At 65.4% G+C, this 14,402-nt stretch carries 12 protein-coding genes; 4 read left to right on the forward strand and 8 right to left on the reverse strand.

Annotated features, from left to right (window positions below; translation table 11 throughout):
- Positions 1-108 precede the first annotated feature (108 nt).
- Genes AC4D6D_RS22980 through AC4D6D_RS22995 form a run of 4 tightly spaced genes read left to right on the forward strand, consistent with a single transcriptional unit; the run spans position 109 to position 4,304 of the window.
- Positions 109-2,247 carry a TonB-dependent receptor gene (locus tag AC4D6D_RS22980; RefSeq protein ID WP_491327822.1) on the forward strand — a complete coding sequence of 713 codons (2,139 nt, stop codon included), beginning with the start codon at positions 109-111 and terminating at the stop codon, positions 2,245-2,247.
- Between the two features lie 4 nt (positions 2,248-2,251).
- Entirely contained in the window at positions 2,252-2,542 is a 291-nt protein-coding gene (locus tag AC4D6D_RS22985; protein WP_491327823.1) for a hypothetical protein, read from the forward strand.
- Positions 2,539-4,056, forward strand: coding sequence for a PepSY-associated TM helix domain-containing protein (locus tag AC4D6D_RS22990; RefSeq protein ID WP_491327824.1), 1,518 nt, complete (start codon positions 2,539-2,541; stop codon positions 4,054-4,056). Before AC4D6D_RS22985 ends, AC4D6D_RS22990 begins: the two co-directional genes overlap by 4 nt.
- Positions 4,053-4,304, forward strand: coding sequence for a hypothetical protein (locus AC4D6D_RS22995; protein WP_491327825.1), 252 nt, complete (start codon positions 4,053-4,055; stop codon positions 4,302-4,304). Before AC4D6D_RS22990 ends, AC4D6D_RS22995 begins: the two co-directional genes overlap by 4 nt.
- Positions 4,305-4,605: 301 nt before the next feature.
- On the opposite strand, the gene AC4D6D_RS23000 is transcribed toward AC4D6D_RS22995, so the two are convergent.
- From AC4D6D_RS23000 to AC4D6D_RS23035, 8 genes are all read right to left on the reverse strand, one after another.
- On the reverse strand, positions 4,606-5,616 hold the full coding sequence (locus tag AC4D6D_RS23000; RefSeq protein WP_491328801.1) for a sugar kinase: 1,011 nt from the start codon (positions 5,614-5,616) through the stop codon (positions 4,606-4,608).
- Positions 5,617-5,642: 26 nt separating this feature from the next.
- Positions 5,643-6,383 carry a FadR/GntR family transcriptional regulator gene (locus AC4D6D_RS23005; protein ID WP_491327826.1) on the reverse strand — a complete coding sequence of 247 codons (741 nt, stop codon included), beginning with the start codon at positions 6,381-6,383 and terminating at the stop codon, positions 5,643-5,645.
- Positions 6,384-6,471: 88 nt separating this feature from the next.
- The gene (locus AC4D6D_RS23010; protein WP_491327827.1) at positions 6,472-7,377 is read right to left on the reverse strand and encodes a rhamnogalacturonan acetylesterase; all 906 of its coding nucleotides are present in this window, start codon (positions 7,375-7,377) and stop codon (positions 6,472-6,474) included.
- A gap of 31 nt (positions 7,378-7,408) precedes the next feature.
- The gene (locus AC4D6D_RS23015; protein ID WP_491327828.1) at positions 7,409-8,161 is read right to left on the reverse strand and encodes an SDR family NAD(P)-dependent oxidoreductase; all 753 of its coding nucleotides are present in this window, start codon (positions 8,159-8,161) and stop codon (positions 7,409-7,411) included.
- Positions 8,162-8,176: 15 nt separating this feature from the next.
- Complete coding sequence (locus tag AC4D6D_RS23020) at positions 8,177-9,439, reverse strand: MFS transporter (protein ID WP_491327829.1); 1,263 nt, start codon at positions 9,437-9,439, stop codon at positions 8,177-8,179.
- Positions 9,436-11,643 (reverse strand): alginate lyase family protein, encoded by a 2,208-nt coding sequence (locus tag AC4D6D_RS23025; protein ID WP_491327830.1) that lies wholly within the window; start codon positions 11,641-11,643, stop codon positions 9,436-9,438. The genes AC4D6D_RS23020 and AC4D6D_RS23025 overlap by 4 nt, the downstream gene beginning before the upstream one ends.
- A complete protein-coding gene (locus AC4D6D_RS23030) occupies positions 11,640-13,868 on the reverse strand; it encodes a chondroitinase-B domain-containing protein (protein ID WP_491327831.1) in 2,229 nt (742 codons plus the stop codon). The genes AC4D6D_RS23025 and AC4D6D_RS23030 overlap by 4 nt, the downstream gene beginning before the upstream one ends.
- 140 nt (positions 13,869-14,008) lie before the next feature.
- Positions 14,009-14,383: an EF-hand domain-containing protein gene (locus tag AC4D6D_RS23035; protein ID WP_491327832.1), complete on the reverse strand. Its 375-nt coding sequence runs from the start codon at positions 14,381-14,383 to the stop codon at positions 14,009-14,011.
- Positions 14,384-14,402: the final 19 nt, after the last annotated feature.

Here is a 14,402-nt window from a genome sequence, read left to right on the forward strand (position 1 = left end):
TCGCCGGTCGCTCGTTCGCGCCCGGATTCCGCCGCTGCGCCCGCGCGGGGGAAGTCCCTCACGCGGGAACCTGTCCGTTCGACTGGGAAACGCAACGGGGATACTATCATGAAAACCAGAACGCTTCTTTCCGGCCTGCTGCACGCGGGCGCGTCGCTGGGCGCGCTCGCTCTGGCTGCCGGATCCGCACAGGCGCAGGACTCCGGGCCGGACAACACCGAAAGCCGGGCGGAAAGCATCGTCGTCACCGCGCGCAAGGCCGGCGTCCTGCAACTGGACCAGACGGCGAATGCGTCGAGCCGCCTCGGGCTGACGCCGATGCAGACGCCGGCCAGTGTCGATGTCATCACCAAGGAGATGATCCGCAGCTTGGGCGACCGCACCGTCGTCGCTGCCGCCGCACGGGCGCCGGGGCTCATCAACAACAGTTCGGCCTTCGGCTATTCGCTCAGTTCGCGCGGGTTCACCGGCTATACCTCGGTGATGCAGCTCTACGACGGGATGCGCGTCTACACCACGACCACGCAGACCTTCCCCGCCGATCCGTGGATGGCCGAGCGAATCGAAGTGCTGCGCGGCGCGGCTTCGGTGCTCTACGGCGAAGGCGGCATCGGCGGCGCGATCAACGTCGTGCGCAAGCAGCCCAATACCGATCATGTCGAGGGCGAAGTGCGCCTCAGCGGCGGTTCCTTCGATACTTATGCGGCGGCGGGCGGCATTGGCGGACCGATCGGGGACAGGCTCTCCTACCGGGTGGACGTCAGCTACAATCGCTCGGACGGGTGGATGGAGCGTGGCCGGTCGCGCAGTCTGGCGCTCTCGGCGGCGCTGCGCTGGCAGGCCCGCGACGATCTGGTGCTGACCTTGACGCACGACCGCGCCGATCTCGACCCGACGATCTGGTACGGCACCCCGCTGCGCGACGGCAAGCTGGTACGCGATTTCCGCAAGAAGAACTACAACATCGCCGACAGTTCGCTGCGTTTCGACGATGCCTGGACGCAGGCCAAGGCGGAATGGACGCCTGCCGAGGGGGTGACGATCACCAATGTCGCCTACTACCTCACCGGCTTCAAGCACTGGCGCAATGCCGAAGGCTATGCCTGGTCCGGTGACCAGATCCGCCGCTCCAGCTATCTGGAAATCTTCTACAAGACCAAGCAATGGGGCGACCGCTTCAACGCCGTGTTCGACCACAAGCTGTTCGGCCTGGACCACCGCCTGAGCCTCGGCGGCGAGTACAATAGCGGCGACCTGCTGCGCACCGACAGCTCGCCCAACACGCGCTTCGACCTGATCGATCCTTACGACTATACGCCGGGGACCTTCCTCGATGGCACTTTCGGCACGCGGTACAAGTACAAGACCGATGTGCAGCAATGGGCGCTGTTCGGAGAGAGCAGACTGTCCTTCTCCGACCGGCTCTCGCTGGTGACGGGCCTGCGGTACGACCGCCCGAAGACCGAGCGCCACGATGCGCTCGATCCCGCGACGGACTATACCGCGCGCTATCCCAGCACCAGTTGGCGCGTGGGGCTGGTCTACAACCCGGTCGATACGGTCTCGCTCTACGCGCAATATTCGGCGGCCGCCGATCCGGTGACGGCGCTGCTTACCGCCACATTGGCGCAGACCAGCTTCGACGTTTCGACCGGGCGGCAATGGGAAGCCGGGGCCAAGGCCACCTTCCTCGACGGACGCGGCGAGTTCACCCTGTCCGCCTATCGCATCGTCAAGAAGAAGATCCTGACCCGCTCGGCCAATGATCCCACGGCATCGGTGCAGGTCGGCCAGCAGTCGTCCTACGGCGTCGAGGCCTCGTTCGGGCTGGCTGTGACGAGGGACTTCAGCATTCTCGCCAATGGCACGATCCTGAAGGCACAATACGACGATTTCGACGAACTGGTAGGCACGGCACTGGTCAGCCGGGATGGCAATATGCCGATCGGCGTGGCGGAGCAGGCGGCCAACCTTTGGCTGTCGTGGCGACCGCTTCAGCCGCTGCATCTCGACGCGGGGCTGCGTTATGTCGGCAAGCGATATTCCGATGCCGCCAATACCCGGCTCATCCCGGCCTACACGCTGGCCGACGCCTCGGCTCGCTACGACCTTGGCGAGAAGACGAGCCTAACGCTCAATCTGCGCAACGTCTTCGACAAGATCTACGTCCAGAACAGCTATTCCACCTCGCAGTGGATCCTCGGCGAACCGCGCAGCGTGGCGGTGACCTTCGAGCAGCGGTTCTGACGGTATGGCGAGGCAGGAACCCGGCTGGCGCACCGTCACCGCGCGCGTGCTGGCGGCGAGCGCTGGGGCCTATGCGCTATGCTACGCCTGGATCGGCGCGGCAGTGCGGCTGCTGCCGATGGAGGCGGTGGACGCCACTATCCTCGCCACCTGCCTCGCCTTCGTACTGTTCGTCGTCGTGATCCTGCGGGCCTTCGCGCTCCGCAGCGCGCGGCGCGTGTGGCTGGAATTGCTGGCGGGCACGGTGTTGCCGATCTGCCTGATGCTGGCCGCGATACCGGGAGGCTGGCGGTGAAAGACACGCTGCGCCAGTCGATGGGCTGGCTCCATACGTGGTGCGGATTGCTGTTCGGGTGGGTGCTTTTCGGGGTGCTGCTGACCGGATCGCTGGCGGTATTCTATACCGAGATCAATCTATGGACGACGCCCGAACTGCGCTCTCCCGTCGCGATCGATCGCAGCCATGCGGTAAGGATAGGGCGGGACTACCTCACCCGCGTCGCACCCGATGCGCGGCAGTGGCGGATCGTGATCCCCACCCCGCGCGAGCCGGTGCTGCGCCTCGTCTGGACCGACCGCGCAGGCAAAGCCACGACGCATCGGCTCGACCCGCAGACCGGCAGACGCATCCCGCGCGACATGGACGCGGGGTTCTTCTTCATGCGCTATCACTACACGCTGGGGATCGACCGCAAGTCCAGCCAGCTCGGCTTCCTGATCGTCGGCGCGGCAGGCCTGGCGATGCTGGCCGCCTCGATCAGCGGGGTCATCATTCACAAGCGGATCTTCCGCGATTTCTTCACTTTCCGCCCCAGGGCCTCGCGCCAGCGGGCGTGGATGGACGCGCACAACGTCCTCTCGGTGCTGCCACTGCCGTTCCACGTGATGATGGCCTATACCGGGCTGGTTCTGATCTATTACGCCTATATCCCCGCCGGGGTGGCCATGCTGAACGGCGGCGACGTGAAAGCTTATCAGAGCGCGGCGGCACAATCGGTTTACATCGACAAGAACACGCCGCCGGGACCGGTTCGCCGCACGGTGGAGCTGATGCCGCTGGTGGCGCGCGCCGAGAAAGCCTGGGGCGGTGGGCCTTCGGTGAATATCTATGTCGCCAATCCCAACCGCGCCAACGCCGCAGTCGAAATCTGGCGCCAGCGCGACGACCGCATCGCCAATTTCCCGGACCGTGTGGACTTCGCCGGCACTGACGGCAGGTTGCTGCGGGTGCTGGTGAAGCGCTCGCCTGCAAGGGAAGTGCAATCCTTCCTCGCCGGACTGCACTTCATCGAGTGGGGCGGCGTCGGCGCGCGCTGGCTCTACTTTCTGACCGGGCTTTGCAGCGCGGCGATGGTCGCGGCGGGACTGGTGCTGTTCACCGAGAAACGCGCCCGCCGGGGCATGTCGGGCTCCCAAGCGATGGCGAGCCGGATAACCGTGGCTGCAATCGCCGGAAATATCATCGCCTGCGCCGCCTATCTCCACGGCGAGAAGTCATTACCTTCCGGCGTCGAAGACCGGCACAGCCTGGCAGCGTCCATTTACTTTTTCGCCTGGCTGCTGAGCCTCCTGCATGCCGTTGTACGGCCCTGGGCCCGCGCATGGACAGAGCAGTTGCGTGCGGCGGCGCTGCTCTGCCTGACTATTCCGTTGAGTACTGCCCTCGCGGGAATGCCGCTGATGTCGACGTTGGCTGTTGGTGATGGGATACGCTCAGGCGCAGATCTGACGGCGCTGGCGATAGGCTTCATCTTGTGGATTTCGGCAGGCAAGCTTGATCGCAAGTCGCCCGGGGGCGCTGCGCGATGATGGTGAGCATGGCCCTGTCCCTGATCCTTGCCGTGACCGGCTTCGGTGCCATCCGGCGCGGCGCATCCCGAAGACACAACATCTATCGAGCGGCCTGGTGCGCTGCCGGGACCGTATTGCTGGTTCTGGCGATCCTTCCCGTTGCGCAACCGGCCGCGACCATCGTGATCGCCGCGATGCTATGGTTCTTCTGTATCCTGCCGGTAGCCGGGCTCATTGTCGTTTTTGGAATGCCTACTCCCCGATAATCAAGGCCACGCCGCGTCGCTCTTCGTAAGAGCTGATTCAGGATGCCCCTATGGCAGGTTCCAAGATGGTGCCGAGCAACTGGGAATGACCGGAATGGGCGCATTCCGGCCAAACACCTTTGCGATGGTCAATACAAGCTTAGCTGCCATTTAGGGCGCTCAATCTCACTGCTCACAAACGACCTTTTTGCGAGCCGTTATCAATTTCGGCTACGGGCGCGATGATGTCGACCAAAATCCAGCCCGCGCGCCAGAATCCGTAGAAGCGAAAAGCGTATGGCTTGGAGCTCCTTGCGCAAGCTTAACGTCTGACGTCGCTGGCGGATAAAGAGAACCTATCTAGTTCCTCGGGCCCAATCAAGCAAATGTCCCCGGGCATCGTATGCTTGAGCACCGTGTAGGCAAGACCTGCCTGTGCTGTCTCCACCAGTCCTGAAGCGTCGAGCCACTTGTGCAACACGCCGGCAGCAAAGGCGTCGCCCGTGCCGATGCGATCGACGATGCCGGTGACATCAACCTCGTCCGTCTGGTGCGCGCCATCGCGTGCATCGAGCCTTGCAGCGATGCGGTGATGATTCGAATTGACCACATGTCGCGCGGTGGAGGCGATCAACTGCAGCCGCGGGAAAGCTGCGAAAGCCGCCTCCGCAGCCTCGCGTCGCCGCTCCGAACCCTCGCCCGAAAAAGTCGTGCCAAGAAGCAGCGAGATGTCGCGATGGTTGCCGATCATCACCGTCGCCGACTGCATCAGGTCGGTCAGGATCGCGCGCGGATCGCTGTCCCATGCATCCCACAGCAGCGCGCGGTAGTTGCCGTCGAAGCAGATCGGCACGCCGGCCGCATTGGCCGCGGCGACGGCGGCTTGCGCCAGCGCCACCCCGCCGGGGCCCAGCGCCGGCGTGATCCCCGACAGGTGGAGCAGCCGCGCGCCATCAAGGGCCGCCGCGAAATCGAACTGTTCCGCCGTCGATCCGGCGAACACCGAATCGGCACGGTCATACGTGATCGACGAAGGCCGCAGGCCCGCTCCGCTCTCCAGGAAATACAGGCCCATGCGCCCCGCATCGCGGCCGACATGCGTGGTGTCGACACCGGCGGCGCCAAGGACCGCGCGCGCCTTGTCGCCCAGCGGGCTCGACGGCAAGCGCGTCAGCATCCGCACCTCGTGCCCCAACGAGGCCAGCCCCGCCGCGACATTGGCTTCCGCCCCGCCGACGACCATGTCGAGGGCATCGCACTGCACCGTCAGGCGCGAACCAGGGGTGGCGAAGCGCAGCAGCACTTCACCGAAACAGACTATGGGACCGGTAATGGGAAGGCTCCTCTGCGTTCCGGGCGTCAGATCTTTGCGCTCATCAGGAAGCGTTCGCGGCTTTCCTGTGCCTTGCGCTTCAGTTCGGAGATGGCGCGTTCCTCCGTGGCGTCCAGCATCGAGCCGAGCAGGCGCTGGAAGTGCTGGCGCATCGCCAGGCGCGCGCCCTGCGGATCGTGGCTGCGCAGCGCCTCCACCACGGCGGCGTGCTCGTCCTGCCGGGTCATGCCGTCGTGATGGCAGACGCTTTCATGGGTGTGCCGCACTTCGGGCAGTTCGGTGCGCAGGCGCCAGAGCGTGCGGATCACATGCGTGATCGCCGCATTGCCGGATGCCGAAGCAATCGTCATGTGGAATTCGCGGTCGATCTCGGTCGACTTCTCGTCATCCTGCTCGACCGCCATGGCGGCCAGCAGATCATCGAGCTTCGCCAGCGTTTCGGCCGAAATCACCGGGGCTGCCAGCGCCGCCGCCTCGGATTCGAACAGCGATCGCGCCTCGGTCAGTTCCAGTGCGCTGACCTTGGGCAGCAGCGTGTCGTCGTTGCGATCCGTGCCATCGGCCACGTAGATGCCTGAGCCGGTCTTGATCCGCAGCACACCCACCGCCTGCAGCGCGATCGCCGCCTCGCGGATGGTGACGCGGCTGACGTTGAAGCGCTCCGCCAGTTCGCGCTCACCCGGCAGGCGCGTTCCCCGAGGGAACACGCCTTCGTCGATCAAGGCGACGATCTGGTCGGCAATGCCCTGAAACAACCTGTCAGCCATGGTACGTCATCTTTCTCTTTGTCACGCCCACTACATAGCGTTCATGCCAAATCGAGGCAATTGCCTGACCAATTTCGCAACCGATCGATTATGGAGCAATCTGGCTGCGCAAATCGGGCACCGCCCGGGCTAGATCCCGCGCCACCAGCGCAGCGAAGACGTCCGCGCCCTTGTCGCCCACATGAGTATAGTCGAACTTGCGCACGAACTGCCCACGCGGGCCATCGGCCCCGGTCGGTACCGGCGGTAGGCGCGCATCTTCGGCCGAGCGCGGCTTGAGTGTGGAGCCTGCGCGCGCGGCGGCAAGTTCCTCGGCGTTAGGCCCGGTCTGTGCCAGCGTTGTGGCCGCTTCTGCCCCCATCTGCTGGACCAAAGCCGCGCTCGATGCATTGAGATCGACCAGCGGCACCTTGAGCGCGCTAGCCACTTCGCGGACCTTGGCGGACCACGGCTCCAGCGTGTTGTTGAGCTTGCCCTTCACGAATTCGCGGCGGGTCAGCGGGGTGACGAGCACCGGAATAGCGCGGGCCGCGCGAACTTCCTCCACCATGCGGCGCAGATTGTCCGGGAATTCCTTGGCCATGTCGGTCCAGCGTTCGGCGACCGAGGACTGGTCGTTGTGGCCGAACTGGATCAGCACGTATGTCGCGCGGTAGCCGGGCACCTTCGCCTCGGCCATGGCGCCGTCCCACGATCCCTCCGCGCGATAGCTGCGCGTCGACCGGCCACCGCGCCCCAGGTTGAGGCAGGCGACCGACGACTTGACGTGATGCGCGCAGAACATCGACGCCCAACCGCTCGTCGGGGCCATCGTGGAATCGCCCACGAGGATGATCTTGTAGGTGTTGATCTTCACCGCATCGGTGCGAACGGTGCGCCCCCTGCTGGTGCCGCCGTCCGCAGTGGGCTGGCCATCCTGTGCCAGCGCCGCCGGGCTGAGGAGCACCGCCATTGCGGCTGCTCCCCCCAATGCCAGCCATACCTTTCGGATCATCCTCTTGTCTCCCTGGTTCGGACAAACGCGCTTACGAGAAGAACAGACCGCCGTTGATGTCGAGGTTCACGCCGGTCAGGAACGCGGCATCTTCCGACAGAAGGAAGCCGATCGCGGTCGCCACTTCTTCCGGGTCGCCTTCGCGGCGCAGCGGGGTGTTGTTAGCGGTGGCGGCGCGGCCTTCGGGCTTGGAGAAGATATCGTGGAAGCTGGTGCCGATCAGGCCTGGGCATACGGCGTTCACACGGATGCCCTGCGGCCCCAGTTCCTTGGCCCAGCCACGCGTCAGCGTCATCAGCGCGCCCTTCGACGTGGCATAGACGGTGGCGCCGGGGCCACCGCCGTCACGGCCTGCCAGCGAGGCGACGTTCACGATCGCGCTGCCCTTGGCAAGGTGAGGCAGCGCCGCCTTGGTGACGAGGAAGGAGGATTTGAGGTTGAGGTCCATCACATGGTCAAAGAACGCCTCGTCCATCTCGGCCAGCGTCTTGCGCGCGACCATGCCACCGGCAAGGTTCACCACAAAGTCGATGCGATCGCCGAAGGCCGCAGTCGTCGCGGCGACGAGGCCGGTGACGGCCTGCGCATCGGCAACGTCGGCCTGGTGGATGATCGCGGTGCCGTCGGCGGCCTCGATCTCGGCCAGGGTCTTCTCGGCTTCTTCGCGGTTGCTGCGATAGTTGATGACCACCTTGGCGCCTTCGGCCGCCAGATAGAGCGAAACCGATTTGCCGATATCGCGGCCGCCGCCGGTGACTATGGCAATTTTGTCCTTGAAACGCATGGTAAGCCCTTTGGATTATGAGTTTGGGGAGGTGAGAGGGGCGATCCGGCCGCCGAGCAGCCAGACGCAGAGAAGGGATGCGGGCACCAGCGCGGCGGCCAGTGCGAAGATCGGGGCGTAGCTCGTCTTGGTCATGGTCGGGACGAGCCAGGTGGTGACTAGCGTTCCTGCCACCGCAGCCGTGCCGCCAAGGCCCGCGAGCGAGCCCACAGTGCCGCCCGCAAAATAGTCCGCCGGCAGGGTCTGGATGTTGTTGATCGCCATCTGGAAACCGAACAGGATCACCGCGATCAGCAACACCGAATAGAGCGGGCTGGCGGCATGCATGGTCAGCAGCAGCGGCGGCAGCATGATGGCGCAGCCGATGGTGATCGCCGTCTTGCGGGCATGGTTCACGCTTCTGCCCCGCGCGATCAGCGCGCCCGACAGCCAGCCGCCGGTCAGGCTTCCCGCCATTGCGCCGACGAAGGGCACCCAGGCGAACAGGCCGATCTGCTGGACATCGAAGCCGAAGGTGTCGGCCAGGTAGATCGGCAGCCACGAGACGAACAGCCACCACACCGGATCGAGGAAGAAGCGGCTGAGGATGATCGCCCAGCTCTGGCGATGGCGCAGCATTTCCGCCCAGCCCGGCGCATAGCCCTGCGCCTTCGCCGCCTGTTCGTCGGCATGGCCCAGGATGTGGTCACGCTCGGCCTGGGTCAGCCAGGGATTGCTGTCAGGGTCTGCGCGGTAGAAGAACAGCCAGGGCACCAGCCACAGGAAGCCCAGCACGCCAATGAACAGGAAGGTGGCCCGCCATCCGAAGCCGGTGAACAGCAGTGCCACCAGCGGGGCCGAGACGATCGCGCCCAGCGAAGCCCCGGCGTTGAAGATGCCCTGCGCCAGCGCGCGCTCCTTCTGCGGGAACCACAGCGCATTGGCCTTCGCCGCGCCCGGCCAGTTGCCCGCCTCGCTCATGCCCAGCGTCACGCGCAGCACCGCCAGCAGGCCCAGCGAACGGACGACCGAATGGAAGCCGATCGACAGCGACCAGAACAGGATGGAGACGGCAAAGCCCATGCGGGTGCCGATCACGTCGAAGATCTTGCCGAAGGCCGATTGCCCGAAGGCGTAGGCCAGCATGAACACCGTCACCAGCAGCGCATAGTCGGACTTGTCCGCGCCGATCTCCTTTGAGACGGCGGGCCACATCACGGCCAGCGCGTTACGGTCGATATAGTTGATGACGGTGGCCAGCCCAATCAGGCTGATGACCATCCAGCGCAGGTTCTTCACTTCGCCTTCTCCCCGGATGCAGGAAGTTCGAAGCGGCCTACGGGGCCCTTCCAGCTCTGCCCCTTGCCGCCGATCTGGGCGGTGTGGGATTTTGCCGCATCGGTATCGTCGGCGATGGCGAGGACAACGCCCGCGCCCTTGCGCAGGGTGATCGTGATCAGATCCACATCACCCTGACGGTCGTGCGTGAAGGTGCGCACCGCGCTGTCGCTGCCGGTGGTCGTCTCCGCCGAGGCATCATAGCGGCCATGCGGTTCGAGCAGGCTGACGAAGGCCGCATCGCTCGCCCCATCCAGGCGCTGGAGGATGAAGGGCTCGCGCCGCAGGTTGAAGCGCGGATCGTTGGCGCCGCTTTCGCCCAGGATCATCGTCACGCCGGACGTGGCGACGCGGTAGGAATAGAACCGCCCGTCCTCGATCCAGGTGACGACACCGTTGTCTGCCGCCGGCTTGCCCGTCGCATCGACCCAGAGGTGCTGGTAGCCGTTGGCCTTGCCCAGCACGGGCCGCGTGGTGACGTTGGACTGGAGCGGGAAAGCGGTGTCGATCAGCTGGCCGGTATAATGCAGCGGCAGGTCGTAGCGCGCGGCCTTGCCGCCCCTGACCTTCAGCAGATCGAGCACCAGCGGGCTCTTCATGCCGGGGACCGCAACCTGCAACAGCGCACGCCGGAAGGTGACGCCGGGATAGGCTCCGGCCACCTCCGCGATGGAGCCGCGCGTCTGCCCCTCCCCTGCAAACCAGAGCTGGCGCGGGGCGGCGGTGGCGCTCTTCCAGTCGGCGTTGAAGTGGCTGGTCTCGTTCACCACCAGCGTGTTGTGCGCGACGGTCTGCTTGGCCCAGCTCTCGTTCTCGGGCAGATAGCGGCCGCCGTCCTTCGCCTCGATATTGAGGAAGCGCGCAGCGCCGTAATCGGTGACGATCGCCTCGCCGTTGTCGTAGAGGATCCAGTTCAGCTTGTCGAAATGGCCGTGGCCCATGCCCTGCGCGGTGTTCTTCGCGACGAGAACCTGATCCTTGGCACCCGGTCCGTCGCGCAGGATGGCGATGCCGCCCTGCTCGCCATCTGGCCCGTCACGCAGCAGCATGGAGGCGAAGGGGAACGGCTTTGCCTTGCCCGCCGCGATATCGCGCGCGACCTCCAGCCCCTGCGGCGTGAGCACGGTGCGGTCCTGCCACTGCGCGATCGAAAGCAGAGCGGGATCGTGCGTCTTGCCGTACCCGATCGCGATCGCCTGATAGAGTTCCTCCGTCTTGAGGCTCTTGTCCGGCATGGCGTCGTTAAAGGGGAAGAAATAGCCGCCGTAAGTCGACTGGATGGACGTGCGGATCGCCTTGAGGATCACGCCGTCGCGGTACTCGAAGATGTGGCGCTGCGGCTCGTTGGCTTCCACCGCCGCCGCGAAGATCACGAAGGGCTGTAGCGCGTAACGCTGGTAGTACGGCCCCTCGGTATAATAGCCATCGGGCGAGAACAGCAGGTCCAGCTGGCGCAGAAAGCCCGCCTTGCCGCTCTTGTCGAGGCCCTTGAGCGCCTTTTCGACAAGGTCTGGATCGCGCAGCATGTACCCGGTCATGCCGACGCCGGCATCGGCCCAGGTGGCATGGTTGTGAATGCGGTCGAACACCTTGGGCGAGCCGACCGAGAGGAATTGCGCCATCTTGCGAAAGACGTTGTCGTCGATCGTCTTGCGGTCCTGCGGGGTCAGCGCATCGCGCACCGCATCGTAGCCCTGAACGCCGTAGACCAGCCAGACGCTATCGTTCAGGCTCTGCCAGAACAGCCGCCCTGCCGCTTCGTTCTTCGCCGCCGGGTGCGGGCCGAGGGTGGGATAGAGCTTGGCATAGGCCAGCAGCATGTCGCGCGCGAAGTCCACATAGCGGCGATCGCCGGTCACGCGGTAGAGCAGGCCCGCGCCATAAAGCGCGGTGTAATTGCGCTTGTGCTGTTCGTGCGTCGCGCCGCCGCCGGAATCCTTGGGCACTGGAACGTTGATCCCGGCCCGCATCGCCGCGTCCACATCCTTGCGCACGCGCGCCAGTTCCGCTGCGGACAGCGGATACCGCTGGGCCTGAGCGCCAAGGCCGGACAGCGCGGCAGCATCAGTCAGCACCGGATGGGCATCGTCGGCCGGCGCGGCATGGGTGGCCAGCGGCGTCATCGCGGCCAGTGCCACGCCAAGCAGGAAGGTTCGGGCGATCATGATGCGTCTCCACCGAATGTGTTGCCCGTCATCTGAACACGCGGGGTGCCCTCAGGGTAGAGTTTGGTCACGGCCGGCTCCGGCGTCTGAACGAAGCGGTTCCCGACAATGCGTGTCTCGGGCATGCCGACGCTCTGGGCGACGGCGAGGGTTCCGGCATTGCGGAAGCTGTTGCCCTCGATCGCCACGGACTGCACACCGGTGAGCGTCAGCAGCGCCGGGCCACTGCCGGTCACGCTGTTGCCGCGCACCGTGAGTTCGGGGCCGAACGTGCTCTCGTCCGTTCCGCCGCGCAGAATGGAGCCGAGGCTGCCGATCCGCTCGAAGCGCGAGCCTGCGATGGTGATGTGCTCGGCGGCGTAGAGCCCCTTGCCGCCCGTCTCGGCCGCGGCGGCCAGCACGCTGCCGGACAGGCCGGTAACGGACACGCCCTCAAGCGCGATATGGTCGGCAAAGGTGCCGGGCGTGGTGGCGATCAGGTCGAAATCCGGCGCCGTATCAAGGTTCGTGAAGGCGGTGCCCGCGATTTCCAGCGCATAGTTCGCGATGGTGGAGGTGGCGGAAGAGCGGATCACGGCATTGCCCGGCGCCTTCGGCGCGGCGCGGCCCGAAACGGTCAGCCCTTCCAAACGCAGCCGCCCGCCTTCCGCCACGGAAAAGAGCGTGGGCGCGGAAAAGGCGATCTCGGCGGTCTTGGGCCCGGCCAGGGTGAGCGGCACCGCAACGCGCAACGGCGCTGCGGCTTCGTAGCTGCCTGATGCCAGTTTCAGCACGTCGCCCGGCTTCGCCTGCGCGACGGCGCTTTCCAGATCGCCCTGCTTCACCGACACTGTGCGGCCCGAACCGAAGGCGACGCCATCCGCCACCTTGGCGTACCAGCCAGGACCGGCTTCAGCGAGCGTCACCGGCTTGAGATCGCGCGGCGCGCCCAGTTTGGCCAGCGCCGGATCGGTGGGATAGAGCAGGCCGTTGGCCGCGCGCTTCAGCGCCACCGTCGTTTTCCGCACGCTGGAGGGAAGCGCGGCGGGGACGGTGGCGCTGGTCACGTTGTCCGGGAATGCGACTCCCCGAACGTCGGACTCGATCTGGAACAGGGTCTCGCCCGATCCGGTGAAGATGTTGCCGCTGACGGTGCTGTCGGTCGGCGGGATGCTGCGTTCAGCATCGGCGCCGGCACCCAGCGTGATGCGCGCGACGTCGAGCATGGAGTTATGCGTGATCGTCGCGCCGCTGACGGCGTGATAGCGGTTGATCGGAGAGCCGGGGACGCCGTTCATCACTGCAAGCGCGCTGGTGAAATCGGTGCCCGCAAGCCCTTCCATGTAGTTGTCGCGCACCGTCTGGCGTTCGTTGATCACGCGCACCCCGCCGGTATGCGGCTTGCCGTAGCCAAGGAAGACGTTGCGCTCCACCAGGTTGCCGTTGCCGTGGCGCAGGACGATGGAACCCTGCGAGCGCAGGATCAGGTTGTTGCGCACGATGTTGGCGCCCGATTTGATCGAGACGATCTCCACCTCGCCATCGCACCGGTCGAACACGTTGCTCTCGACCAGGTTCGCCGAATCCGACATCGATTCGTCGCTGGTGCCCAGACGGATCGTCTCGCCGCCGTTGGAGCCGAGCGGGGGGCGCGGCCCGAAATAGTTGTGATCGATCTGGTGGCGGTTCGCCTGCGGTTGCCCCTTGGGGCGGATCACGGCCAGCGTGACGCCCAGGTTGCCCTTGCCCGCGAACCAGCTGTGATCGACGCGGTTGTCGGTGCCGTATATCGAGACCCAGCGGTCCTCGGCCTTGCGGTCGGGCTTGTTGAAATGGTCGACGACAACTTCGGTCAGCCGCGAATGGGTGGCGACGGTGCGCGCGTCGCGCCGAAAGGCGATGAGGTCCGCGCCCAGCGCCGCGCCGCCGCGGAAGACGAGACCGGATACGACGAGCCAACTGCCCGCCATACGCAGGCTGGACGCACCGGACAGCACGACCTTGCCCTTGGTCTGCGCGGCCAGGGTGATGGGCTGCTTCGTAGTGCCTTCGCCCTGAAGCAGGATCGGGAAGTCCTTCCACTCACCGTCGGCAAGCCGCACGACGTCGCCCGGCTGCAGACTGGCGGCTGCCTTGCGATACTCTTCCTGATCATGGACGAGATAGTCGCGTGCGAAGGCGGGTTGCGCCGAAGCCACGGCAAGCAGGGCACCACTCCAGGCCAGTCTGATCATTCGAGCCGTCACGCCGGACCTCTTCCCATCCAACCGGCCAGAACCGGTGTCTTGATAATTGGCATACTATTTTGGTCTAAATTCTGCAACACATGTTCATGCCAAATTTCATGACATGAACAGTGCTGCGGTATGAATGCCGCTACCGCGCTTCAGGGCGCTTCGGCGGCGTCGATCACGCCGTTGTGGTTGGCATCGGTGCGATCGAACTTGGCGAGATCCTCCACCTGCAGTTCGGCGGCGTTGATCGAGCCATCACCATCGGTGTCGAGGCGCTTGAAGCGGCGATCGATCTTGACCTGATCCATCGTCTCGCCCCGCTTTTCGGCGGCCTTGGTCATGAAGGCCTTCAGTTCTTCCGGGCTGCCCTTGCCGTCGCCATTGGCGTCGAGGCTCCTGAACTTCTTCGCCGAAGCGGCGATCGCCTGCTCGCGGGTCTGGCCGGCCTTCTGCGCCTGGGCGCTGCCCGATGCGATCAGGGCCACGGCGGCGAGCACGATAGCCGAGGTATGGGTCACGATCTTCATGGTCACTCTCCTTCTTTGT

The organism is Novosphingobium sp. BF6, assembly GCF_058273105.1.

What these genes read in the sequence shown, in the direction of transcription:
- AC4D6D_RS22980 (WP_491327822.1), top strand. Translation starts at nt 109, where the DNA reads ATGAAAACCAGAACGCTTCTTTCCGGCCTGCTGCACGCGGGCGCGTCG.
- AC4D6D_RS22985 (WP_491327823.1), top strand. Translation starts at nt 2,252, where the DNA reads ATGGCGAGGCAGGAACCCGGCTGGCGCACCGTCACCGCGCGCGTGCTG.
- AC4D6D_RS22995 (WP_491327825.1), top strand. Translation starts at nt 4,053, where the DNA reads ATGATGGTGAGCATGGCCCTGTCCCTGATCCTTGCCGTGACCGGCTTC.
- AC4D6D_RS23005 (WP_491327826.1), bottom strand. Translation starts at nt 6,383, where the DNA reads ATGGCTGACAGGTTGTTTCAGGGCATTGCCGACCAGATCGTCGCCTTG.
- AC4D6D_RS23010 (WP_491327827.1), bottom strand. Translation starts at nt 7,377, where the DNA reads ATGATCCGAAAGGTATGGCTGGCATTGGGGGGAGCAGCCGCAATGGCG.
- AC4D6D_RS23015 (WP_491327828.1), bottom strand. Translation starts at nt 8,161, where the DNA reads ATGCGTTTCAAGGACAAAATTGCCATAGTCACCGGCGGCGGCCGCGAT.
- AC4D6D_RS23025 (WP_491327830.1), bottom strand. Translation starts at nt 11,643, where the DNA reads ATGATCGCCCGAACCTTCCTGCTTGGCGTGGCACTGGCCGCGATGACG.
- AC4D6D_RS23035 (WP_491327832.1), bottom strand. Translation starts at nt 14,383, where the DNA reads ATGAAGATCGTGACCCATACCTCGGCTATCGTGCTCGCCGCCGTGGCC.